This is a genomic window from Lentilactobacillus laojiaonis, assembly GCF_020616595.1.
Classification (GTDB): Bacteria; Bacillota; Bacilli; order Lactobacillales; family Lactobacillaceae; genus Lentilactobacillus; species Lentilactobacillus laojiaonis.
The window spans coordinates 113,094-133,809 of sequence record NZ_CP085278.1 but is presented as its reverse complement, the minus strand read 5'-3'; the positions used below and the strand labels follow the sequence as shown (position 1 = coordinate 133,809).

The 20,716-nt window shown below is 34.1% G+C and carries 26 protein-coding genes; 16 read left to right on the top strand and 10 right to left on the bottom strand.

What is annotated here, in order from left to right; genetic code table 11:
- Nucleotides 1-32: 32 nt before the first annotated feature.
- From LHL71_RS00625 to LHL71_RS00615, 3 genes are all read left to right on the top strand, one after another.
- Nucleotides 33-1,145, top strand: coding sequence for a GH25 family lysozyme (locus LHL71_RS00625; protein ID WP_227361131.1), 1,113 nt, complete (start codon nt 33-35; stop codon nt 1,143-1,145).
- Nucleotides 1,146-1,210: 65 nt separating this feature from the next.
- On the top strand, nt 1,211-1,810 hold the full coding sequence (locus LHL71_RS00620; protein ID WP_227361130.1) for a hypothetical protein: 600 nt from the start codon (nt 1,211-1,213) through the stop codon (nt 1,808-1,810).
- A gap of 138 nt (nt 1,811-1,948) precedes the next feature.
- Nucleotides 1,949-3,364 (top strand): GH25 family lysozyme, encoded by a 1,416-nt coding sequence (locus LHL71_RS00615; protein WP_227361129.1) that lies wholly within the window; start codon nt 1,949-1,951, stop codon nt 3,362-3,364.
- A 34-nt stretch (nt 3,365-3,398) separates the two neighbouring features.
- Here LHL71_RS00615 and LHL71_RS00610 read toward each other — a convergent pair whose 3' ends face one another.
- From LHL71_RS00610 to LHL71_RS00600, 3 genes are all read right to left on the bottom strand, one after another.
- A complete protein-coding gene (locus LHL71_RS00610; RefSeq protein WP_227361128.1) occupies nt 3,399-4,151 on the bottom strand; it encodes a YibE/F family protein in 753 nt (250 codons plus the stop codon).
- The gene (locus LHL71_RS00605; RefSeq protein WP_227361127.1) at nt 4,139-5,248 is read right to left on the bottom strand and encodes a YibE/F family protein; all 1,110 of its coding nucleotides are present in this window, start codon (nt 5,246-5,248) and stop codon (nt 4,139-4,141) included. The genes LHL71_RS00610 and LHL71_RS00605 overlap by 13 nt, the downstream gene beginning before the upstream one ends.
- Nucleotides 5,249-5,335: 87 nt before the next feature.
- Nucleotides 5,336-5,764, bottom strand: coding sequence for a universal stress protein (locus LHL71_RS00600; protein WP_227361126.1), 429 nt, complete (start codon nt 5,762-5,764; stop codon nt 5,336-5,338).
- A 120-nt stretch (nt 5,765-5,884) separates the two neighbouring features.
- Here LHL71_RS00600 and LHL71_RS00595 point away from each other — a divergent pair, with 120 nt between their 5' ends.
- The 5 genes from LHL71_RS00595 (at nt 5,885) to LHL71_RS00575 (ending at nt 10,480) form a co-directional block, all read left to right on the top strand.
- Nucleotides 5,885-6,775, top strand: a complete 891-nt coding sequence (locus tag LHL71_RS00595) for a hypothetical protein (protein WP_227361125.1) — start codon at nt 5,885-5,887, stop codon at nt 6,773-6,775.
- Nucleotides 6,776-6,881: 106 nt separating this feature from the next.
- Nucleotides 6,882-8,801: a M13 family metallopeptidase gene (locus tag LHL71_RS00590; protein WP_227361124.1), complete on the top strand. Its 1,920-nt coding sequence runs from the start codon at nt 6,882-6,884 to the stop codon at nt 8,799-8,801.
- Between the two features lie 74 nt (nt 8,802-8,875).
- A complete protein-coding gene (locus LHL71_RS00585) occupies nt 8,876-9,046 on the top strand; it encodes a hypothetical protein (RefSeq protein ID WP_227361123.1) in 171 nt (56 codons plus the stop codon).
- A gap of 27 nt (nt 9,047-9,073) precedes the next feature.
- A complete protein-coding gene (map, locus tag LHL71_RS00580; RefSeq protein ID WP_227361122.1) occupies nt 9,074-9,868 on the top strand; it encodes a type I methionyl aminopeptidase in 795 nt (264 codons plus the stop codon).
- Between the two features lie 105 nt (nt 9,869-9,973).
- Nucleotides 9,974-10,480: a phosphatidylglycerophosphatase A family protein gene (locus LHL71_RS00575; protein WP_227361121.1), complete on the top strand. Its 507-nt coding sequence runs from the start codon at nt 9,974-9,976 to the stop codon at nt 10,478-10,480.
- On the opposite strand, the gene LHL71_RS00570 is transcribed toward LHL71_RS00575, so the two are convergent.
- On the bottom strand, nt 10,477-11,106 hold the full coding sequence (locus tag LHL71_RS00570) for a DNA-3-methyladenine glycosylase (RefSeq protein ID WP_227361120.1): 630 nt from the start codon (nt 11,104-11,106) through the stop codon (nt 10,477-10,479). The two genes, LHL71_RS00575 and LHL71_RS00570, sit on opposite strands and share 4 nt — an antisense overlap.
- Complete coding sequence (gene pgmB / locus LHL71_RS00565; RefSeq protein WP_227361119.1) at nt 11,099-11,782, bottom strand: beta-phosphoglucomutase; 684 nt, start codon at nt 11,780-11,782, stop codon at nt 11,099-11,101. Before pgmB ends, LHL71_RS00570 begins: the two co-directional genes overlap by 8 nt.
- 93 nt (nt 11,783-11,875) lie before the next feature.
- On the opposite strand from pgmB, the gene LHL71_RS00560 reads away from it, so the two are divergent.
- The gene (locus LHL71_RS00560; RefSeq protein ID WP_227361118.1) at nt 11,876-12,859 is read left to right on the top strand and encodes a LacI family DNA-binding transcriptional regulator; all 984 of its coding nucleotides are present in this window, start codon (nt 11,876-11,878) and stop codon (nt 12,857-12,859) included.
- A 33-nt stretch (nt 12,860-12,892) separates the two neighbouring features.
- Here the strand turns inward: LHL71_RS00560 and LHL71_RS00555 are convergent, their stop codons facing one another.
- Nucleotides 12,893-13,333: a VOC family protein gene (locus LHL71_RS00555; protein ID WP_227361117.1), complete on the bottom strand. Its 441-nt coding sequence runs from the start codon at nt 13,331-13,333 to the stop codon at nt 12,893-12,895.
- 152 nt (nt 13,334-13,485) lie between these two features.
- Here LHL71_RS00555 and LHL71_RS00550 point away from each other — a divergent pair, with 152 nt between their 5' ends.
- On the top strand, nt 13,486-14,028 hold the full coding sequence (locus LHL71_RS00550) for a DUF2179 domain-containing protein (protein WP_227361116.1): 543 nt from the start codon (nt 13,486-13,488) through the stop codon (nt 14,026-14,028).
- 62 nt (nt 14,029-14,090) lie between these two features.
- Here LHL71_RS00550 and LHL71_RS00545 read toward each other — a convergent pair whose 3' ends face one another.
- On the bottom strand, nt 14,091-14,759 hold the full coding sequence (locus LHL71_RS00545) for a ribonuclease H family protein (RefSeq protein WP_227361114.1): 669 nt from the start codon (nt 14,757-14,759) through the stop codon (nt 14,091-14,093).
- Between the two features lie 107 nt (nt 14,760-14,866).
- On the opposite strand from LHL71_RS00545, the gene LHL71_RS00540 reads away from it, so the two are divergent.
- From LHL71_RS00540 to LHL71_RS00530, 3 genes are all read left to right on the top strand, one after another.
- Complete coding sequence (locus tag LHL71_RS00540; protein ID WP_227361112.1) at nt 14,867-15,280, top strand: hypothetical protein; 414 nt, start codon at nt 14,867-14,869, stop codon at nt 15,278-15,280.
- A 75-nt stretch (nt 15,281-15,355) separates the two neighbouring features.
- A complete protein-coding gene (locus LHL71_RS00535) occupies nt 15,356-16,696 on the top strand; it encodes a TrkH family potassium uptake protein (protein WP_227361110.1) in 1,341 nt (446 codons plus the stop codon).
- Between the two features lie 10 nt (nt 16,697-16,706).
- Nucleotides 16,707-17,372, top strand: a complete 666-nt coding sequence (locus LHL71_RS00530; RefSeq protein ID WP_227361109.1) for a potassium channel family protein — start codon at nt 16,707-16,709, stop codon at nt 17,370-17,372.
- Between the two features lie 39 nt (nt 17,373-17,411).
- Here the strand turns inward: LHL71_RS00530 and LHL71_RS06435 are convergent, their stop codons facing one another.
- Complete coding sequence (locus LHL71_RS06435; RefSeq protein ID WP_283812372.1) at nt 17,412-17,537, bottom strand: hypothetical protein; 126 nt, start codon at nt 17,535-17,537, stop codon at nt 17,412-17,414.
- A 165-nt stretch (nt 17,538-17,702) separates the two neighbouring features.
- Here LHL71_RS06435 and thiD point away from each other — a divergent pair, with 165 nt between their 5' ends.
- The gene (gene thiD / locus LHL71_RS00525) at nt 17,703-18,506 is read left to right on the top strand and encodes a bifunctional hydroxymethylpyrimidine kinase/phosphomethylpyrimidine kinase (protein WP_227361108.1); all 804 of its coding nucleotides are present in this window, start codon (nt 17,703-17,705) and stop codon (nt 18,504-18,506) included.
- On the opposite strand, the gene LHL71_RS00520 is transcribed toward thiD, so the two are convergent.
- Both LHL71_RS00520 and LHL71_RS00515 read right to left on the bottom strand, forming a co-directional pair.
- Nucleotides 18,507-18,686, bottom strand: coding sequence for a hypothetical protein (locus tag LHL71_RS00520; protein WP_227361106.1), 180 nt, complete (start codon nt 18,684-18,686; stop codon nt 18,507-18,509).
- A gap of 1 nt (nt 18,687) precedes the next feature.
- Nucleotides 18,688-19,395 carry an NAD(P)H-dependent oxidoreductase gene (locus LHL71_RS00515; protein WP_227361105.1) on the bottom strand — a complete coding sequence of 236 codons (708 nt, stop codon included), beginning with the start codon at nt 19,393-19,395 and terminating at the stop codon, nt 18,688-18,690.
- 122 nt (nt 19,396-19,517) lie between these two features.
- Between LHL71_RS00515 and LHL71_RS00510 the strand changes: the two genes are divergently transcribed.
- On the top strand, nt 19,518-19,943 hold the full coding sequence (locus LHL71_RS00510; RefSeq protein WP_227361103.1) for an OsmC family protein: 426 nt from the start codon (nt 19,518-19,520) through the stop codon (nt 19,941-19,943).
- A gap of 20 nt (nt 19,944-19,963) precedes the next feature.
- Entirely contained in the window at nt 19,964-20,665 is a 702-nt protein-coding gene (locus LHL71_RS00505; RefSeq protein ID WP_227361102.1) for a YczE/YyaS/YitT family protein, read from the top strand.
- Nucleotides 20,666-20,716: the final 51 nt, after the last annotated feature.

Below are 20,716 nucleotides of genomic sequence, written 5' to 3'. Positions count from 1 at the left end.
AAATTAAACACATAAAAGGGGAAAAAATTTAAATGTTATCAAGATTACATAAAGTTATCTTAACTGCATTGTTAGCTTCTGGATTTAGCTGGTTTAATCTAACTAATGTTAATGCTAGTGATTCAGCTTCATCAGTTAGTGCCACTATCGAGGCCAAACCCGCTGGTACTATGGGATCTAAATACCCAGTATTTAACAATTATTCAGCCAGCCTTTTAGCACGAACTAGTATTAAAAGTTATAAAAATAGTGTGCCCGATCTTTCAGAATGGCAAGGCAGCTTTACTAATTCAGAAGTTAAAAAATTAAAACGTGAAGTTCCGTTTGTAATTTTAAGAGTACAATATGGGGACAGTTATAAAGACCGCACTTTCAATCATAATAAAGCTTTAATGGAAAAATATAAGGTGCCTTACGGTGTATATTCATTTAGTCAATATACCAGTGCGGCTAATGCTAAAACCGAAGCCAAAGCACTTTATAAACGAGCTCCTAAAGCCCGCTTCTATATTAATGATTATGAAGACCAAACGGTTCGCCACGGTAGTACTAATACTGCTACTAAGGCCTGGTTTACCGAAATGAACAAGTATGCCGGTAAGAAAAAAGTTTTACTTTATTCTAATTATTACTTTATGCACAGTCATGCTAAAACCGCCGTTAAAAGTTACGATGGTTTTTGGTTAGCTGCTTACCAATCATCCGAACCTAAAACAGCTACCCACGTGTTATGGCAATATACAGATAATCACTATTCCAAAGCGCTTAAACAACACGTAGATGCTAGCATTTCTAAAAACCACTCAGCCGAATGGTTTTTAAATCAAAGTTCTTCAACCCTAGCAGCTAATATTAAAAAATTAACTTATAAAAAGCTAGACAAAGTTAAATATTACTCAGTTAAAAAGAATCAAACTGCCAAATTAAGTAAGAAATATAAAAATTATCGTTTATATAACCACGTAAAAAAATCTCACAAATCAATGGTTCAATACAGTTGGTCTAAAGTTAAACCCAAAGTTGGTAAAAAAGTCTATGTCGACATGAAAGGCAAAAAATCAACTACCAATTGGTATCGTATTCGCTTCTCAAGTAATAAAAATGCCAAACGATACTGGGTTTATTCACGTGCCCTTAACTTTTAAAAATTAAGCTAGGATAACTTTCCTAGCTTTTTTGTTTATAAATATTTAGATAAGGAGTCATACAAATGAATTTAAATGCCGAGAGTCTCATAAATACTGCTAATTTCGTCAAAGAATTATCTAGTAATCAAATCAGCCAAATAACATTAGATCTCGCTGAGGCTATTAAAGCAGCTACCAACCAATTATTAGCAGCCATCCAAGTCGATATTGCTAACAATCTTAATCAACCAGAAACTAATTTAACTATTGAAGATATTAACCAATTAGTGTTTGAACTAAGAGAAATTAGTAACCTTCCCTCTTCACTAGATGATTTAAACACTTCCTTTACCTTGATTGATCATGAAACTACTTCACAACAACATATTATTGGGTTTTACAATATGAATAATCTAAACCTGTTAATCGATGCCGTCGGTATTAGCTTAATTAAAGGACTAAGTTTAATCATTTTTGTTAATCCGCAAATTCAGCAATTAAGCCAGGTCTTACAAACTATCATTAATCAAACTCTAGCTAAATATAATATTGAGCAGCATTTCATTAACTTAATTTCTTTAAATCAGATTCAAAATTATGAACTAAAAATAGATCAACTCTTTGCTAAACAGGAGGATTCGTCTGCTTTAGACAATCTTAAAGTTTCAATTATTTACATTTAAATATTACTGTTTATGTGTGAACAGTAACATTTATTAACTAATTTGAAATATTTCTGTGTTCTGGCTGTATCATTATGCCTTTACAATGAGTGTATCTACATAAGAAATAATTAAAGTTATGATTTTAAAGGAGTTATCATGTTTTCAAAAGCAAATAAATTTTTACTAACCGCTGCCTTAGTTAGTGGTACTGCCATGGCCCTTTCTAACCCAGCTAATGCAGCTTCTAACACTGCTAGTTCAGCAGCTGCTGCAATTAACCAAACTATTAAAGAAAAACCTAAAGGAACCATGGGTTCAAAATATCCTCAAATTAATAACGCAATGAGTCGAGCACTTCTTGCAAAATCTACCACTAGCTACACTAAATCCATTCCGGATTTATCTGAATGGCAAGGATCATTTACAGATGCCCAAGTTAAAGCCATGAAGAACCAAGTACCTTTTGTAATTTTACGTGTTCAATATGGTAGTAACTACTACGATAAAACTTTTGCTCACAATAAAGCCTTAGTTGAAAAATACAATATTCCTTATGGGGTTTACTCATTTAGTCAATATTCAAGTCCTAGCGATGCTAAAACTGAAGCTAAAGATTTATATAACCGCGCACCTAACGCTAAGTTCTATGTAAATGATTACGAAGATCAAACTTCTTCAGGAAATACTAATACTGCAGCTACTAACTGGTACAATACCATGAAGAGTTATGCTGGTAACCGTAAAGTATTATTATACTCATATGCTTCATTTATGTACTCATACGCTAGCAAAGCCGTTAGTGATTACGATGGTTTCTGGTTAGCTGCTTACCAATCATACGAACCAAGCACCGTGCATGATTTATGGCAATACACTGATAGTTACTACCTAAGTTCTTTAAACCAAAACGTTGATGCAAGTATTTCAAGCAACCATTCAGCAAGTTGGTTCTTAGGAAGTAGCTCAAACGATAACGATAATAATTCAAATTCTGGTAGCGACAATAACTCTAACTCTGGTAGTGACAATAACACTAATACTGGTAATGATAACAATTCCAACTCTGGTTCAACCTTTGTTGAAAATGTTAAATATTCAGATTATTCACGCAAATTTATCGTTAAATCAAACAGCTACAACTTCTACAACCACGTTCCTGGCAACAACAAGTACAAAACTAGATTGACTAACTACGGAAGTACTTATAAGGGTAAACAAATTACTGTAAATAAAAAAGGTATTTTAACCACTAATAATGCTACATACTATCGTTGTTACTACAATGGTAAAAATATTGGTTGGATTAATGCAAAAGCCTTAGGACCAAATGTTACTTACAAACACACTAGTGGTAAGAAAACTGTAATCGATAGCCCTGCTTCAAACTTCTACAACCACGTTACTGGTAGTCAATACAAATCAATTCGTAAAATCAATAATAGTAAAAACTATATTGGTAAAACTTTAACTTATGATAGTGTTGGTACCAAAGAAGGCTGGAGTACTAAATACTACCGCTGTTACTACAATGGTAAATTAGTTGGCTGGATCTACGGCGGCTCACTTAAATAAAAATAAAAAGAACTTCTCACTTGAGAAGTTCTTTTTATTTAGTCTTTTTATAATTTATATACATTACATATGTAGTAACGGGAATAATTAAAATAACTCCGATTATGGCAATTAAAATCGAAATAAGTTGTGCTACAAACAATTTATCGTTAATAATTTGTCCCAATGAATAATGTAAATCTGAAAACCAAATAAATAACGCTAATGAGCTGCCAAAAAATCCAAAAAATAAGGTATTGACTGCCGTACCAATAATTTGTTGGCCAATTATTTGCCCATTAATTAAAATTCTTTGAGCGGGTAAATTGTCATCGTAATCAATTATTTCATCTAGGCCCGATGAAATGGCAATCGCCGCTTCACTAATCGCCCCCAGTGCACTTAAGATTACAGTAGAAATGGCAATTTTAGTAAAATTAGTCCCTACCAGAATCGACAAACCCTCTAATTCTTCACTTTCTTCGATTCCAAATCCACCAACTAAGGCCCATTTCTCAACAATTATAATTAAAATAATTAATAAAAATAAGACAATTAGTGAGGCTTTAAACGCTACGTTACTGGAACGATCACTAGCATTACTCCAAAAAATGGTTATCGCTAGAACTACCACACTAGCTACAATCGTCACTACTAGTGGTGGAAATCCTAAAGCCATTAAAACTACGCTAAAAAATAAAATCCCGAAATTAATTATTAAACTTAAATACGAACCAATTATTTTATTACCATCTACTAATAGCATTAAGATTAATAAAATAATTCCTAAAGTTGTTATGGTTCCCATTTTGTTTGTCCTTTCAGCCATAGACTTGTAAATAGACTAGCCAATAATACGGTCATTACAATCCCAATTGCGCTTATTAAACTAGAAATCATCCCCAAGGACATATTCATCGAAAAAGAATATCCCCAGGAATTACCATTTTTTAAAAATAATAACGTCATCGGCAGAGTTTCTCCCATAAACACAAAAAATAAAACGTTAATTAGAGGGCCCATAATTGAACTACCAATTTTTCTTCCCGAATCAAAAATTTGTTTCGTAGTGATTTGCGGATTTTCCTGTTTTAAGGCAAATAAGGAAGCCACTATATCTGTCGCTTCATCCATTACCGCTCCTAAGACACCAATAAGAATTTCCGTCGCCAGTAAGGGTTTGGGTAACTGTGTAACAAATTCCATGGATTCATAATAAACGCCCTTTTCTTTAGTAATTATAAAAACTAACCAACTTAAAAGTAAGGCGCAGATTGTTCCGCCTAATGCGGCGCACAAAGTAATCCACGTTTGGCGATTAAAGCCTAGGACCAAGCCTAACGTAATAACACAGAAAACTACTGCTAAAATACTAAAAATTACTATTACTGGACCACCATTGGTTAACCGATTAAGTTGAATGGCCCCGATAAATAAAATACTGTTAATGACAATACTTATTAGTGTAAGTAAGCCACTTCTTTTTAGTAGTACCAGTAACAAAACTATTACTAAATATCCTAGAAAAACTACCACCGTATCGCGTTTTAAATTTTTAATGGTGGCATGAAATTTAGGATGAACGTGATAATTTAAAAATACTTTCTGGCCAGCACGATATTTAATATCCATACCATGAGAATGGGAGTATGTATTATTTATTTGTAATTGCTTGCCTCGATATTTACCATTCGTAACTATTCCAGTTAATACTTGCTTGGTCTGCGTGTCTGGATTATTAAAATCGTCGGTAATTTTGGTGGTGGACTTTGTCTGAACCTGTTGAATTTCAAAAATTGGTTGGCGATAAAGTTGATCATCATACTTGGTAACTAGCACTACCGCGATAGCACCCACTACTATTAATAGTAGTTTGACCCAATGACTTGATAAAAATGATTTCATTATGACTCCTTTATCAAAATAAGCTTTAGCGCAGGCTAAAGCTTATTTTCAGATTAATTATTCATATTTATTTTAAGTACTACTATCTTATTCTTCAACCACGAAGACATTGGTATTAGAATGGCGAACTACATAAGCAGTGGTTGAACCTAAAATTGCTCTAGAAATTGCGTTCATACCGGATTTACCAATCACTGTTAATTGAGTATTTAATTCTTCAGGTAATTTTTCAGCAATTTGAACCTTGGGAATTCCAATAATGAAGTGCGTTTCGGATTTAATACCGGCGGCATCAATTAATTTTTTGGCATCATCCAAGATTTTATTAGCTGCCTGTTCAAAAGAATCCATAACATCATTACCTAAGGTAACTCCATATTGGACATAGCGTTGATCAGTGGCAATTGACACTACTTGTAACTTAGCATCAAACACCTTAGCCAATTGAATTGCTTCTTTTACCGCACTAGTTGAATTTTCACTACCATCGACTGGTACTAAGATATTTTCATACATTATTAATTCCCCCTCAATAATTTAATTACATTCATATAATAGCATTTGTATAATTTTATCGCATTATTTTACCCTATTTTATGCTATTATGTTTTTTAGATAAAAAAATGGAGATGGATCATGAAACTAAAACATTTTGCAATACCCACTGCTTTATTAGCCCTACTATTAAGTGGATGTGGTAAACAATCAATCACAACTCAAAAACAAGTTTATTCTGCTGATAAAGTTTCAGCAACCATTAAAGGAACTGCCAAAAATCTAGATAAAATTGATTATCAAATCAATAACGGAACTAAACATTCAGTTAAAGTTAATCAAAATACCTTTTTATTCCAAGTTCCTGCAACTTTAAAGAATCAAACTGTAAAAATCAGTCATGGTTCCCTCAATAAAACCGTTACGGTAAAGAAACAAACCTCTTTAGGTAAATATGAACAAATTAAAAAGAGCTACAATACTAATTTAGTTAATGCGAGCTTACCCAAAGATCTTACTAAACAAGCAGTTGAGTTACAAAAACAACAAGCTCAGTTAAAAGCTTTAGCTAAGAAAGATCCGCAACAAGCTCAAACCAAAGCTGCTGAGCTTATGCAAAAATCAACTAAGTTTAAAGAACAATTTGGCCAAGCTTCTAAGCAAGCTAAAACTAAATTAAATGACCAATTCTTACCAGACCATCCCAAAGATGGTATTCAAGATTTAGTTACCGCTAAAAATTACACTATTCAAGGTAATCTTGATCAAGGTCAAACCCTTAGCTTAGTCCTTAGCCTTAAGACCAAGGATCTAAGTTCTACAGCTGGTCAAAAAGCTTTTGGTACTGCTCTTAGTTTATTAGCAAATAGTACCGGCGCTAACGCCCAAGAAGTCTTAAAGGCCTTTGGTAAAGAAGTTAAAGAAATTAAAAAGAATCCTTCTTCTACCAAATCAACCACCATTACCAATCATGGGGTTAAATTTGATACCGCCTTTTCAGCTAAAAATATCTACATCTTAATTACTAAATAATAAAAAACGCTAATTACTTAGCGTTTTTTATTATTTATCTTACTTTTAAAAATTTAAGAACTAGAATATACTATTCAATAATTACATTCTAATGGAGGCACTACACATGGCTGAAACAATTGGTAAACAACTTTTAAAAAATGATTTATATCACGCCGTTAATGCAGATTGGATTAAAGACGCTAAGATTCCAGACGATCATGCATCCACCGGTAGTTTTATGGATCTCAATGACAATATCGATAAACAACTCATGCATGATTTTGACGACATGATGGATGACGATATTTCACTTAATCAACCAACTTTGTTTGAATTTTTTAAACTTTATGACTTAGCTAATAATTTTAAAAAACGAGACCAAGATGGCAACGCACCATTATTACCCTATCTTAAACGCATTACTGAATTAAAATCCTTTAAAGAACTTAATGATCAACTAGCCGATTGGACTTTAACGGGGTTACCACTACCATTTAGTTATTCGGTCGATCAAGATATGAAAAATACCCAAGTAAATACTTTATATGCCGAAGTTCCCGGACTATTTTTACCTGATCGTACCTACTATGAAAATGATAATCCGGCTTACCAACAATTAATGCCAATTTTTACTAAGATGGCAGTTGAGTTACTTAAGTTAGCCGACTACGGTGAAGATGAAGCTAATCAAATCATCGCAGACGCTAAAAAATTTGATGCTTTAATTGCTCCACACGTTAAATCAGCCGAAGAAGCTGCCGATTACAGTAAGATTTATAATCCCATGCCCTTTGCCGATTTCATTAAATTTAGTGACCATATCGATTTAAATGAATTAGCTCAACAACTTTTCAAAAATGTTCCGGAACAAATTATCGTTTCAGAACCTAAATACTACCAAGCATTAAATCAAATTATGAATCCCGATACTTTTGATTTAATGAAAAGTTGGATGCTAGTTAAAGTGGTTAATCGCTATGCTAATTATTTATCAGAAGACTTTAGACAAGCTAACAATATCTATAGCCAAGCCCTATCAGGTAAAAAGACAGCAACTCCTCAGAAAAAATCAGCATTTTATTTAGCAACCGGGGTATTCAATCAGACTGTCGGGGACTACTACGCTCAAAAATACTTTGGTGAAAAAGCTAAAGCCGACGTTGAACAAATGGTAGTAAGTATGATTAACGTCTATAAGAGTCGTTTAATTACTAATGAATGGCTAGGTAAAGCCACTAAAGAAAAAGCCATCTTAAAATTAGACTCGCTAGAACTTCAAGTGGGTTATCCGGATAAAATCGATAAACTAGAATACAAGTTTAAGGTCAAACCGGCTTCAGATGGTGGAAATCTTCTAGACAATATCATTAACTTCACTAAAATTTCTCGCGAAGATAGTTTCGATCAACTCGATAAACCTGTCGATCGTAAAAAATGGGAAATGAGTGCTAGCACGGTAAATGCTTATTACCATCCTTTTAAAAACATTATTGTCTTTCCCGCCGCAATTTTACAAGCACCCTTTTATAGTTTAGACCAAACTCCTAGTCAAAATTATGGTGGTATTGGTGCCGTAATCGCGCATGAAATTTCCCACGCTTTTGATAATAATGGTTCGTTATTTGATGAACTAGGTAATTTAAATAACTGGTGGACTAAAGAAGATCACCAACACTTTACTGAATTATCTAAACAAATGATTAAAGAATTTGATGGCTTACCATTTGCTGGTGGTAAAGTTAACGGTAAATTAACCGTTTCAGAAAACATTGCGGATGCTGGCGGTTTAGTCTGTGCTTTAGAAGCTGCCAAAGGTGAAGAAGATTATGACTTATACGAATTCTTTACTAACTGGGCTAAAATTTGGCGCAACAAGTCTACTCAACAATATCAAGAACTTCTATTAAGCGTAGATGTACATGCTCCGGCTGAATTACGGGCCAACGTTCAAGTTAAAAATCTAGATGATTTCTACACTACCTTTGACGTTCAACCAGGAGACGGTATGTACTTGGAACCTAGCCAACGAGTTAAGATTTGGTAATCTCAAGTTTACTAACAAGGTGTTCAGTTACTTTTATTTGAGCTATAATATACTCAAAGGCTGAGGTGATTATAATGAAATTAAGTGAATATTTAAATGACCAACTAAGTTTTTTAGAAAGTCAAATGCAAGAAGCCAAGAAACTAGATAACGAAACTATGCAATATCTAGTAGATTCTAAATCTTCAGAAATTCAATTAGTTTTAAATGCCCTAAACAAGGGAATCATTGATGAATTAAATTAATAACTATTTATAAAGGAAGAAATTATATTGATTACACTTAAATCCGATCGTGAAATTAAAAAAATGGCCGAATCTGGTCATATCTTAGCTGGAGTCCATCTCGGTTTAAGAGACCTAATTAAGCCCGGTTTAGATACTTGGGAAATCGAAGAATTTTCTAGAAACTACATCGAATCTCATGGAGCCATTGCTTCAGAAATTGGTTTTGACGGCTATAAATTCGCTACTTGTATCTCGATTAATGAAGAAGTCGCTCATGGAATTCCCCGTAAGGGCCTTAAATTAAAAAATGGCGATTTAGTTAAAGTTGATATGTGTGTGGAATACGATGGTTTCCAAAGTGACTCATGTTGGACCTATGCCGTTGGTGACATTGATCCTGAAAAACAACGCTTAATGGATGTTACTAAAAAAGCTTTGTACATGGGAATTGAACAAGCTAAAGTTGGTAATCGTGTAGGTGATATTGGTGCCGTTATGCAAAAATACATCGAAGACGAAAACCATTTCGGTGATGTTCGTGAATTAATCGGTCATGGTATCCAACCTACTATTCATGAAGATCCTAATATCCCCGGCTATGGAGTTAGTGGTAAAGGTCCCCGTCTTAAAGAAGGTATGACCATTACCATCGAACCAATGGTTAATATGGGTGATTGGGGCATTGTTGATCGTTACGATAAAAAAGATGACTGGGTTTACTATGTTTCAGCCGATAACTCCGCTTCATCTCAATATGAACACACCATTGCTATCACTAAAGACGGTCCTAAGATCCTGACTTCTCAAGGTGATGAAATGGACAAACCATTTTTACTATAATTTTTGATTTATCTGCTATGATTTTCATAGGGACAAATTAATCATAAAAAAGGTCCTTCAAGATTTTTCTTGAAGGACCTTTTTTATTAAAGGAGTTTGATAATTATGTTAAATAAAGAATTTAAATACCCAGATACGGCAGCCTATGACTTTGTAGTTCAGCGGTTAAAAGAAAAAGGCATTACCATTGAAGATATCGCTAAAATCTCATTTCAAATGCAATCGGAATTCTTACCTAACTTATCTATGGATGAAGTTCGTGAAGATACCGTTAGTGTTTTGCACAAACGAGAAGTTTTAAATAATGCCATGGTAGGTCTCGAATTAGACCGTCTAGCTACTGAAAATCAACTTAGTGAACCTCTCGAAAGTATCATTAAAAATGATGCGGGCGTTTTTGGTGTAGATGAAGGAATCGCTTTAGATATTGCTAACATCTATGGCACAATCGGCGTTACCAATTATGGTTTTATTGATCGTGAAAAAACTGGAATTATTAAAAAATTAGATGAAAGTAAAAAAGGCGATAACCAGTCAAATACCTTTATCGATGATATTGTAGGTGCCTTAGCTAGTGCGGTAGCAGCTAAAATTGCTCATCGTAATAGTTAGCGCCAACCAAAGTTTTCTAAATCCATATCGCGTTTAGAAATTCCGGAAACATACGGATTACCACTAACAAAAAATCTTAATGGCTTTTCTGCCCATGAGTCGATGTTACTAACACCGATTCGGGCAGAAAGGCCAATTTTTTTGGGAATTTTTGGCTTAAACAAATCAATATCTAAGGCACTTTCTCCAAATAATTCAAAATTCATTCTTCGATCTTGAATTCCTAAAGCTTTCATCAATTTTCCAGGTCCATTAGTCATTTCAAATCCTGATTTTTTTGGTCGATTAGCTAACATTAAATCTTTACCAACCGTCGGCTCAATAGCGCGAATTAACACAGCTTGAGGGATTCCCATTTTTTGAGTAGTTACGTTTAACAAAAATTGACCATAAATAGTATAGATATAAACGACTCCTGGTGGTGAATAAATGGGTTCGTTAGCTTTTGTGTGTTTATTTTGATACGAGTGAGCCGTAGAATCTAGCGGACCTAAATACGCTTCTGTTTCAACAATTAAGCCACCCATTAATCCTTGCGGTGAATGATACAATAGGCGACTACCTAATAATTGTTGGGCAATGGCATCCGTCGATCCCTGAGCAAAGTATTCAATTTCTTTAGGCATGATGATCATTCCAGTTATGTTGGATATTAGCTAAAGTTAAATCTTTAGTACTAGCAAAGTTAATATCAGCGGCCTTTAAGACTTGGAGATCACCAATTCCAATAGAAATCGCCCCCGCTTGATTAATCGATTCGATACCCACTTCGCCATCATCAATACCAACACATTGATTAGCAGTTAAGCCAAGCATTTCAGCCGCCTTTAAATAAACATCGGGAGCCGGCTTATTATGTTCAATCTTGGTGATATCCACAATGTTAGGAAAATAGTTAGTTAATTGTAGTTTTTCAATTTCTTTGGGAGCATTTTCGGAAGCCGAGGCAATCGCCATACGATATCCTTGGCTAGTAAGTTGCTCTAAAAATTGCATAATTCCGGGTAAGCGGTCAGCCGGGCTCATTTTATCAATTAAAGTTTGATAAACGTTGTTTTTTTCTTGAGCCAATTGAATTTTTTCAGCCTTAGTATATTTATCTTTGTATCCCATCGATGATAAAATTATGTCTAAGGTATCTAAGCGACTGCGCCCCTTTATTTCTTCTTCCAATTGAGGAGTCCATTTAATATTTAATTTATCAGCGATTTGTTTCCAGGCTTGGCTATGATAGATCCAAGAGTCTGTTAATATTCCATTTAGATCAAACAAGAAACCTCTTATTTCATTAAATTGAACCATTTAATCACTTCCTAGACTTATAGAATTAACTATATGATATCATCATTGTCTCAGAAAATTATTCAATTAAACTTGTAACTTAAGGAGCTCACTTTGAAACAACCAACTATTTCGGATGTTGCGAATGCCGCTGGCGTTTCCAAAACTACCCTATCTCGATATTTAAATCACAACTATGCTCACATGTCCGCTAAAACTAAGGAGCGTATTGAGCAAGTCATTAAAGAACTTGGTTATCGTCCCAACAAACATGCTCAATCATTAAAAGCCCATCAAACTCATGAAATCGGGATCCAAGTAGCTGATATTACTAATGCTTACATAGGCCAGTTAATTAAGGGAGTTGGCCCAATCCTTCGTAAAAATAACTATCAAATGCAGATCCTAGATGCTAATAATTCTCAGCAACTTGAACAACAACAACTAAAAGCATTGATCGATAAAAGAGTCGATGGGATCATCTTGCAACCGATTGATTATCATAGTGCTAACTACGAATTTATTCATGAAGCTAAAATACCTCTAGTGTTAGTTGATCGTGATACGGTCCCCAGTCGTTGGCCCGCCGTAATTTCAGATAATTACCAATCTGTACGCCAATTAGCCAATTTAATAATTAAAAAGAATTATGAACGAGTTATTACGATTTCTCAGCATTTCAATCCACTATCCAACAGTTCAACGCGTTATCAATCCATTAAACAACAACTCAATAAATTCAATCGAACCTGTGAAGCCTTCATCATTAGTGGTGATAATTTAATCAAATTATTAACTGAAATTAAGTTATCTACTAAAAAAACGGCCATCTTTGCTACAAATGTTATGGCTTTAGAAGTTTTATTAAACTATATCGCCAAATTAAATTTACCATTTCCGGATGATCTAGGCATTGCCTATTATGACGGCTGTAAATGGACCCAATTTGTTAACAACGGAATTACTACCATTCACCAAGATCCTACCTCCATTGGCCAAATTGGGGCAGAAATTTTAATCCAACAGTTAAATGATCTACCGATTAATTCGTTAAGAAATATTATTCCGACTAATTTAGTCGAAACTAATTCGCTATAAAAAAAGTAGCTAGTCAAACGACTAGCTACTTTTTTATTCTTTAACTGCATTAAAAATCCAAGTTATTCCATATTTATCAACAATTTGTCCATAAATATTTCCCGTTGTTTTTTTATCCAAGGTAATCAATACTTTAACTTCATCTGATTTAACTAAGCGATTATATAAATCTTTAAGAGCTTGAGTTTCATCGGCATCCTTTAAGTTAACCTGTAACATTAGTGATACAGTCGATGAGATGACGGTCTGACCATAAAAACTATCAGCACATTGGACATCTAACCCTAACAACTTAAATCCAGCTTGAAAAGTTAGATCCTCTAAGTTTACATCAGCATTTAATGATAAATCTTCAGCTTGCTTTGCTGTTGGTGAAATTCGATAAACATCAGTTGCTCCGAATACATCTTGATAGTATTGCAAAGCTTCTTTAGTATTTTCAAATGTTAAATATGGAACTAGTTTTATACTCATGTTAATAGACTAACCTCATTTTCGGTTTTTACGTTTAATAGAATATCGTTAAATCAACCATTTGTCAATTTTGGACATAGTAAGCATATCCCAACCACTTTATTTTTATCGTGTTAAACTAAAAATGAAATCTTAATTGGAGGTGTAGTTAAATGCAACTTGCAATAACAATTTTCTTTCTAAATGCTTTGTACATTTCAATCAATACATTTAGAACTGTGCTGGTTGTTAAAGGTCATCGAGTCTTGGCGCCAGTGGTTTCAGTCCTTGAAGAAGCAGTTTATGTTATGGCTTTAGCCATTGCTTTAAAGAATATTAATAGTCCGATTAATATCGTTGCATATGCGCTTGGTTTCGGGGTCGGAATTTATATCGGTATCTTAATTGAAGAACGTATCGCCTTAGGATATGTTAATTTCCAAGTTACCATTTCCGATAACGATGCTTACCACGACTTACCTGATCGCATTCGAGCATTAGGTTACGGAATTACCGTTACTAGTGCCGAAGGCCGTGATGGTACTCGTTTAGTATTAAGTATCTTAGTGCCTCGTAAAGCCCAACGCCGATTAATGCAAAACATTCAAGAAATGGCTCCCGATGCCTTTGTTTTAGTTACCGAGCCAATTCAATTATCCGGTGGTTTTTGGAATAAATCTGTTGATAAACGTTACTCTAAAAAAGATCAAAAATAAAACCTTTCATTATTATGGAAGGTTTTTTATTTGGTTTTTTATTTGGTTTTTTATTTGGTCTTTTAATGCATTTGATCCATTTCGCGATTTAATAATTCATCCACAAAAATATTTCCCTGATTAATGTTATGACCCTTAGTCCATTCAAAATTTAAATTAGGAAAATAGGTTAGCACTTGAGCCATGTCTTGCCATAATTCTAAATTTTTAATATCCTTTTTCCAACCACCTCGTTGCCAATTATTTAACCAGCCTTTAGTAATGGAATTTAATACATATTTGGAATCAGTTATGACTTTAATTGATTTTTGATTTAGATTTTGGCGATATAAATAACTTAACCCTTCTAGCAAAGCCATAATTTCCATGCGATTATTCGTGGCGCCAAATTCACCGCCGGATTTAGCCTTCTTAATATTTAATTCTTTAGAAATTACTAGATAGGCCCAGGCAGCCGGATCATCATTTTTAACGTGCCCTCCCAAAACGTTACCATGATTTCTTGAGCCCCCATCAGTAAATAAAATAATATCAGCTGAAGTAGCAGTTTCTAAATGACTAGTCGCTGATTTAGTCGGCGTCTTATCATTTAAAAAATTTAAAGCTTCCTCTTTGGTCTTAAAGCTTTTATAAATGGCCCCGTTAAATCCCGAAACCAATGATTTAGTTTCATCCCAACTGGTAAAAATTCCCGTCTGGCGTCCTTTTTTGATTGCGTAATATTTTTTCATCCAATAAATCCTTTCGTACTTAATTATTAATAATTATTTATTATAGTAATAATTACTTTTAAAATTTTTTTATTTATGTAAAATAGTATATAAAGGGGGCTAATATTATGTCACAAACTTATGCAGCATTAATTACAGTCGATGACGCCCGTGAACTGCTGAGGGATCGTAAAAACCAACAATTCGAGCGATTTCCTCGTTTAAAAAATAAGGGTAAATTTATTTTACCGGACTTTCGTTTAACTAGAAAACGTAAAGCCTTTAAGATCCGTAAACACACTTTTTTACAGCATCATGCCAGATCTTACGTTGCCTTTGATTCTGAAAATGGTCAAACTTTATGGATGCACAATTTTTCCAGTTTAACTGAAGCTTTATTTTGGTTAGATACGGGATTAAAGCCTGGTGATACTGATACTAATTCATCATATAAGCAATGGAAAGCTAGTCATGCTGATGATATTAATGATCTTAAAGAACAACTTAGATTAAAATCTAAGAAACATAAAATCGAAAATTAATTTACTTAACTGTCCAAAACTTAATAGTTTGGGCTTTTTTTGTAATATGTTAGCCATTAAAGGAGATTTCTAAAATTGGTACATAAAAAGTTCCACTTAACGCTATCACAAACTTTATCTTTAGGGTTTGTGATCATTATCCTGATTGGTTCTTTATTACTTTCTCTACCGATCGCTAGTAACACCCATTCAAGCACCAACTTCTTAGATGCCCTATTTACAGCAACTTCCGCAACTTGTGTAACGGGACTTACTGTCGTTAACACCGTAACACACTGGAGTTTGTTTGGTAAAATCATCATTTTACTTTTAGTAGAAATTGGTGGACTAGGTTTTATGACCTTCGCGGTTTTACTATTTAATATTGTTCGCCGAAAAGTCGATCTAACTTCGCAATTACTAGTTCGCGAATCTCTTAGTCTATCTTACACCGGAAATATTAACCAAATTGTCTTTTTAGTCGTTCGATTATCCTTAATTATCCAAATCTTCGGTGCCGGATTAATTGCAATTGATTTTATTCCCAGATTTGGAATTTTAAAGGGAATTGGCTTTAGTATTTTCCACGCCATTAGCGCCTTTTGTAATGCTGGTTTCGACTTATTTGATAATAGTTTAGTTAATTTTCAAACTGATCCATATTTACTATTTGTGATTAGCTTATTAATTATTTCTGGATCTTTAGGTTTCATTGTTTGGAAAGATTTACTCTTTTATCGACAGACTCACCGTCTCAGCTTACATACTAAATTAGCCTTATCGACTTATTTAGGATTTATTGTCATCGGCTTCTTTATTTTATTACTAACCGAACGAAACTTTGCTGAAAATCAGTCATTAACTATTTTTCAACGATTAGTAAATACCTATTTTATGGCAGTAACTCCTCGAACTGCTGGGTTTTATACCCTACCTTACTCTAAAATTTCTTTAGGGGGGCTCTTTATTTCTATGGTGCTAATGCTAATAGGAGGAACTCCCGGATCAACTGCTGGTGGAATTAAAAGTACTACCATTGGAATTCTAGTAGCTAAGGTTTGGTCAACCATTCGTGGTAAAGAAGACGTCACGATGTTTCATCGCCGCTTTTCAGAAGACAACGTCTCCCGCTCGTTAACCGTAGTCTTTTTAGTTAGCATGGTCATGGTCGTAGCCACCTTATTATTGTTTATTACAGAAAGTGTGCCTACTAAATTTGGACTAGAATATGTAATGTTTGAAGTCGTCTCTGCCTTTGGGACTTCTGGATTAACTTTAGGTCTAACCCCTAATTTATCAGTAATCGGTAAGATCATTATCATGTTACTAATGTTTATTGGTAGAGTAGGAATCTTTACCGTTATGTTCTCCTTATTAAATACTAATAAGAGCAAGTCAGCATATCGTTACCCACAAGAAAATGTTTTAATTGGATAGGATTGATAAAATGAAAAAAAATTATGCCGTAATCGGTCTAGGATTATTCGGTGGTAGTATCGTTAAAACCTTAATCAATAATAACCAAGAAGTTTTAGCCATCGATAAAGATGAAGCCTTAGTCGATAGTTACCAAAACATTGCCACCGAGGCCGTCATTGCCGATGCTGAAAACGAAGATGCTTTAATTCAGTTGGGCATTGGTAGCTTTGACAATGTCTTTATTGCGATTGCCGATAACATGGAAGCTAGCATAATGGCCACCCTCCTTTGTAAGGAGCTCGGAGTTAAAAATATTATCTGTAAAGCTGAAAATGACCGGCATGAACAGGTTTTGAAAAAAATCGGGGCCGATGAAGTTATCCAACCAGAAAAATTAATCGGTCAGCAAGCCGCTTTAAAAGCCATCGACCCTAATATTTTAAATAACTTCCCATTAACTTCTAACATGTCAGTTTCTGAAATTAAATTGGCCAATCAACGGTTAGGTCAAAAAGATTTAAGCGGGGCTAATATTGCTGGTAATTTTAATTTAAAAATTATTACTCTAAATAAAAATAATACCGATGATTTACAAATTAACCCTAGTGTGAATACCCAATTTGATATTGGGGACACCATTACCGTAATTGGTAAACAAACCGATATTGATGATTTTGAAAAACGAGTAATGTAAAAAAGACCTCAAGAATTAAATTCTTGAGGTCTTTAAAGACTATTTAGAAGCTGGTTTTGATTTCAAAAACTTTTGTAAATCAGCAACACGTTTGTTACGTGCATCGTCTTTTTTATGGTTGATTGGTCTACGGCCTTGAACACCGTTTGGATGACAAATTCTCATAATGTATATCTCCTTAATAAGTAAAATCCAATTAGAAATATTAATACGCCTAATTATTATAATACAACTAAGTAATATAACGCAAATTGTATTTAGAAACTCCATTTGCATAAAATCGATTTAGTGATAACATTTAAGTTTAATAATATATTCGAGGTGAGTTATTTGTTAAATCAAATTCCCCAAGCAGTCACTATTGCTGGTTCAGATAGTGACGGTAGTGCCGGTATGCAAGCCGATTTGCATACATTTTTTCGCCATGAAGTTTATGGCGCTTCGATTTTAACTGCTTGCGTTGCCGGCAATAGTTTCGGCATTCATGATAGTGTCAATTTACCGACTTCTTTTATTGATAGTGAATTTAAGGCTTTAGCTGAAGACTATCAAATCAAAGCTGCTAAAACTGGTATGTTGTCAGATAGCAAGTTAATCAATACCGTTGTTACTAATTATAAAAAATATAATTTTGGTCCCTTAGTAGTTGATCCCGTAATTACCACTAAACACGGCAACGAATTACTAGATGCCTCCGCTTACCAAACTTTGCGAGATACCTTAATTCCCTTAGCCTACGTAATTACCCCAAACTTTTTTGAAGCCCAAAAGCTAGCTGAAATGTCGATTACTTCCGAAGACGATATTAAATTAGCGGCCCAAAAGCTTCAACAATTAGGTGCTAAAAATATCGTAATTAAAGGAGCTCATAATGACCCCAATCAAACGGAAGTAAAAGATTACGTTCTTTTAGAAGACCAAAGTGATTTTTGGTTAACCGCTCCTTATCACCCAACTGATCGGGTTAACGGTACTGGGGATACCTTATCCGCATCCATAACTGCCGAATTAGCTAAAGGGGCTTCCGTTGAAGCAGCCATTCGTACTGCTAAACGCTTTGTAGATGCCGCAATTGCTAATGAAATCATCGTTGGCCATAAATTTGGACCAATTAATCATTGGGCTAAATTTTAATTACCAACCTTGTTTATCCCAAACCCGGCCATCTAATTCACCCTTAGCCTGCTCAATTCGTTTAGTCTGTTCCTTAACTATATCAATCGCTTCATTTAAAATAGCTCGCTGGATAAAGGAAGTTTCTTCTTGCTCTAAAGATTTTAGTTCGTTAATTAGCCAGTCATCATAATTTTCCATTTTAGTTTTCCTCCTGACTTTTAATTAAATTTATATTATCTTTTAATTCTTCCAATTCAGCTTTACGAAGATCGATTTGGTCAATAATCATGGCCAATCGATCTTTTTTTGTTTCATCATCATTGTAAATTTTTTTCAGATTTTTAATTATCCATGCTTGCTTTTCATCAAATGTAAGCGCTATAATATTGTCAATGAAGTTTAAATAACTTGTTATTAGTTTCATTTTTTCTGCTTCATTCATATATGAAAATTGGTTAATAGTAAGCGGCCGTAGGTATTTCATCTGAGCTGCCAATGCGAAAGCTTGGTACGGTCTCAGTAATTCAGAAATCGTATAGTTCTCACTAGCTCCTGCTTGATATGATTGTAAATTTTTTCCAATTCCAACAACGATTCCCAAAGATTTGTTCTGCAAACTATGTTTGATATTAACAAATTGATTGGTCATCACTTGATCAAGATAGCTTTTTAAGCTAGCTGGTGCACTATACCAATACATCGGGAATTGGAAAATGATTTTATCAGCTTGTTGTAAACGAGATTGTTCTTGTTCAATTTGTTTTTTAGTGTATTTAGCTTCTGGATATATTTCATCCAATTGAAGCCATTCAATGGAGTTTCCTAACCATTGGCTGCTAGTTTTTAGAAATTGATTAAGTCCCGAGTCTTGATAATTGGGATTTGAACTAATTATTAAAGTAGTCATGCGATTCTCCTTTTGGTGAAAAACTAAATTTAAACATCTTAACTTAAAATGTTATACACTGCCATTATAATCATCTATCTAATTTTAAGAGGTGATTAAATCATTAATTGGAGGAATTCATTTTGGCAAAATATATCACTCATACTGCACTAAGAAATATCGGTGATCAAGCTCTAACAAAAGCAGGAATTCACCAATTTATTTCGGATAACTTACCCACTAATCATGGGACTGATGCAGGACCTAACCCTACTCAGTATTTAATGGGAGCGTTAGGATCTTGCCTTTCAATTAGCGCTAAGGCTTTAGCCGGTGCTCGCAACATTGAAATTAAATCTTTTAATGTTGATATCGAAGCTAGCGTGGAGCGTTTTCCCGATAAAAGCTCTCGAATCAACGAGATTAATGTAAAAATTACTTGTAGAACTAACCTTGTACCGAATAAACAGTTAGATTTCGTTAACGAAGTCATTCACATTAGTACCATTTATAACACTCTAAAGGCTGCTAATGATGCAATGGCCTTGAATATTGAAATTATGGATTAACAATTTAAGGAGGCACTTTTATGAATCAACCTAGTATTCATCCTCAACAAAATAACAAAGTTCTCAAACGTCACCACTTGGAAAACTTATTATTAAAAACTTTAATGTCATTTATCGGTATTGGAATTATTTCTATTGGATCAACCTTACTTCTAAAATCAGTCTTAGGTATGGATCCATTTACCGCTTTAAATATTGCAGTATCTGGTAAATTAGGTTTTAGTTTAGGTACCTATCAACTTTTTGTCAATATCGCAATTTTCGTTTTTGTTTTGATATTTGATTTCCATTTAATTGGAATTGGTACCATTCTGAACATGGTTTTAATTGGATATGAAATTGAATGGTTCACTGCAATTTATGGTAACGTATTCCCAGATTCTTCAAGTTTCTTTGTAAAATTAATTTTAGCCGTTGTGGGTCTTCTTATTTTTAGTTTCGGAGCTTCTATGTATATGACCGCCGATGTCGGAGTTTCTCCATACGATGCCATTGCTCCAATCATTTCTAACCGTTTAAATTTCAGTTATAAAGTCGTACGTGTGGTTCAAGATTCAATCTTCCTAGTCGGTGCTTTCTTTGCCGCAGGTCCTGTCGGAGTGGTAACTTTAATCGTTGCCTTCTTCACCGGTCCCCTAATTGTATTTTGGACTGACCGTATTAACAAACCAATCGTTCGATGGATTGGTCGTTTATGTCACGAAGAAAATGCTAAAGACTAAAAAGGTAATCAATTGATTACCTTTTTTATTTTGCCAAACAAAGCAAATTAT

Coding starts and splice junctions, on each gene's coding strand:
- pgmB (WP_227361119.1), bottom strand. CDS start 11,782: ATGGTTCAATTTAATGAAATAAGAGGTTTCTTGTTTGATCTAAATGGA.
- LHL71_RS00515 (WP_227361105.1), bottom strand. CDS start 19,395: ATGACTACTTTAATAATTAGTTCAAATCCCAATTATCAAGACTCGGGA.
- LHL71_RS00505 (WP_227361102.1), top strand. CDS start 19,964: ATGAATCAACCTAGTATTCATCCTCAACAAAATAACAAAGTTCTCAAA.
- LHL71_RS00575 (WP_227361121.1), top strand. CDS start 9,974: ATGTTAAATAAAGAATTTAAATACCCAGATACGGCAGCCTATGACTTT.
- LHL71_RS00555 (WP_227361117.1), bottom strand. CDS start 13,333: ATGAGTATAAAACTAGTTCCATATTTAACATTTGAAAATACTAAAGAA.
- LHL71_RS06435 (WP_283812372.1), bottom strand. CDS start 17,537: ATGAGAATTTGTCATCCAAACGGTGTTCAAGGCCGTAGACCAATCAAC.
- LHL71_RS00625 (WP_227361131.1), top strand. CDS start 33: ATGTTATCAAGATTACATAAAGTTATCTTAACTGCATTGTTAGCTTCT.
- LHL71_RS00615 (WP_227361129.1), top strand. CDS start 1,949: ATGTTTTCAAAAGCAAATAAATTTTTACTAACCGCTGCCTTAGTTAGT.
- LHL71_RS00570 (WP_227361120.1), bottom strand. CDS start 11,106: ATGCCTAAAGAAATTGAATACTTTGCTCAGGGATCGACGGATGCCATT.
- LHL71_RS00600 (WP_227361126.1), bottom strand. CDS start 5,764: ATGTATGAAAATATCTTAGTACCAGTCGATGGTAGTGAAAATTCAACT.
- LHL71_RS00520 (WP_227361106.1), bottom strand. CDS start 18,686: ATGGAAAATTATGATGACTGGCTAATTAACGAACTAAAATCTTTAGAG.
- LHL71_RS00595 (WP_227361125.1), top strand. CDS start 5,885: ATGAAACTAAAACATTTTGCAATACCCACTGCTTTATTAGCCCTACTA.
- LHL71_RS00590 (WP_227361124.1), top strand. CDS start 6,882: ATGGCTGAAACAATTGGTAAACAACTTTTAAAAAATGATTTATATCAC.
- LHL71_RS00530 (WP_227361109.1), top strand. CDS start 16,707: ATGAAAAAAAATTATGCCGTAATCGGTCTAGGATTATTCGGTGGTAGT.
- LHL71_RS00605 (WP_227361127.1), bottom strand. CDS start 5,248: ATGAAATCATTTTTATCAAGTCATTGGGTCAAACTACTATTAATAGTA.
- LHL71_RS00540 (WP_227361112.1), top strand. CDS start 14,867: ATGTCACAAACTTATGCAGCATTAATTACAGTCGATGACGCCCGTGAA.
- LHL71_RS00545 (WP_227361114.1), bottom strand. CDS start 14,759: ATGAAAAAATATTACGCAATCAAAAAAGGACGCCAGACGGGAATTTTT.
- LHL71_RS00620 (WP_227361130.1), top strand. CDS start 1,211: ATGAATTTAAATGCCGAGAGTCTCATAAATACTGCTAATTTCGTCAAA.
- LHL71_RS00585 (WP_227361123.1), top strand. CDS start 8,876: ATGAAATTAAGTGAATATTTAAATGACCAACTAAGTTTTTTAGAAAGT.
- LHL71_RS00610 (WP_227361128.1), bottom strand. CDS start 4,151: ATGGGAACCATAACAACTTTAGGAATTATTTTATTAATCTTAATGCTA.
- LHL71_RS00550 (WP_227361116.1), top strand. CDS start 13,486: ATGCAACTTGCAATAACAATTTTCTTTCTAAATGCTTTGTACATTTCA.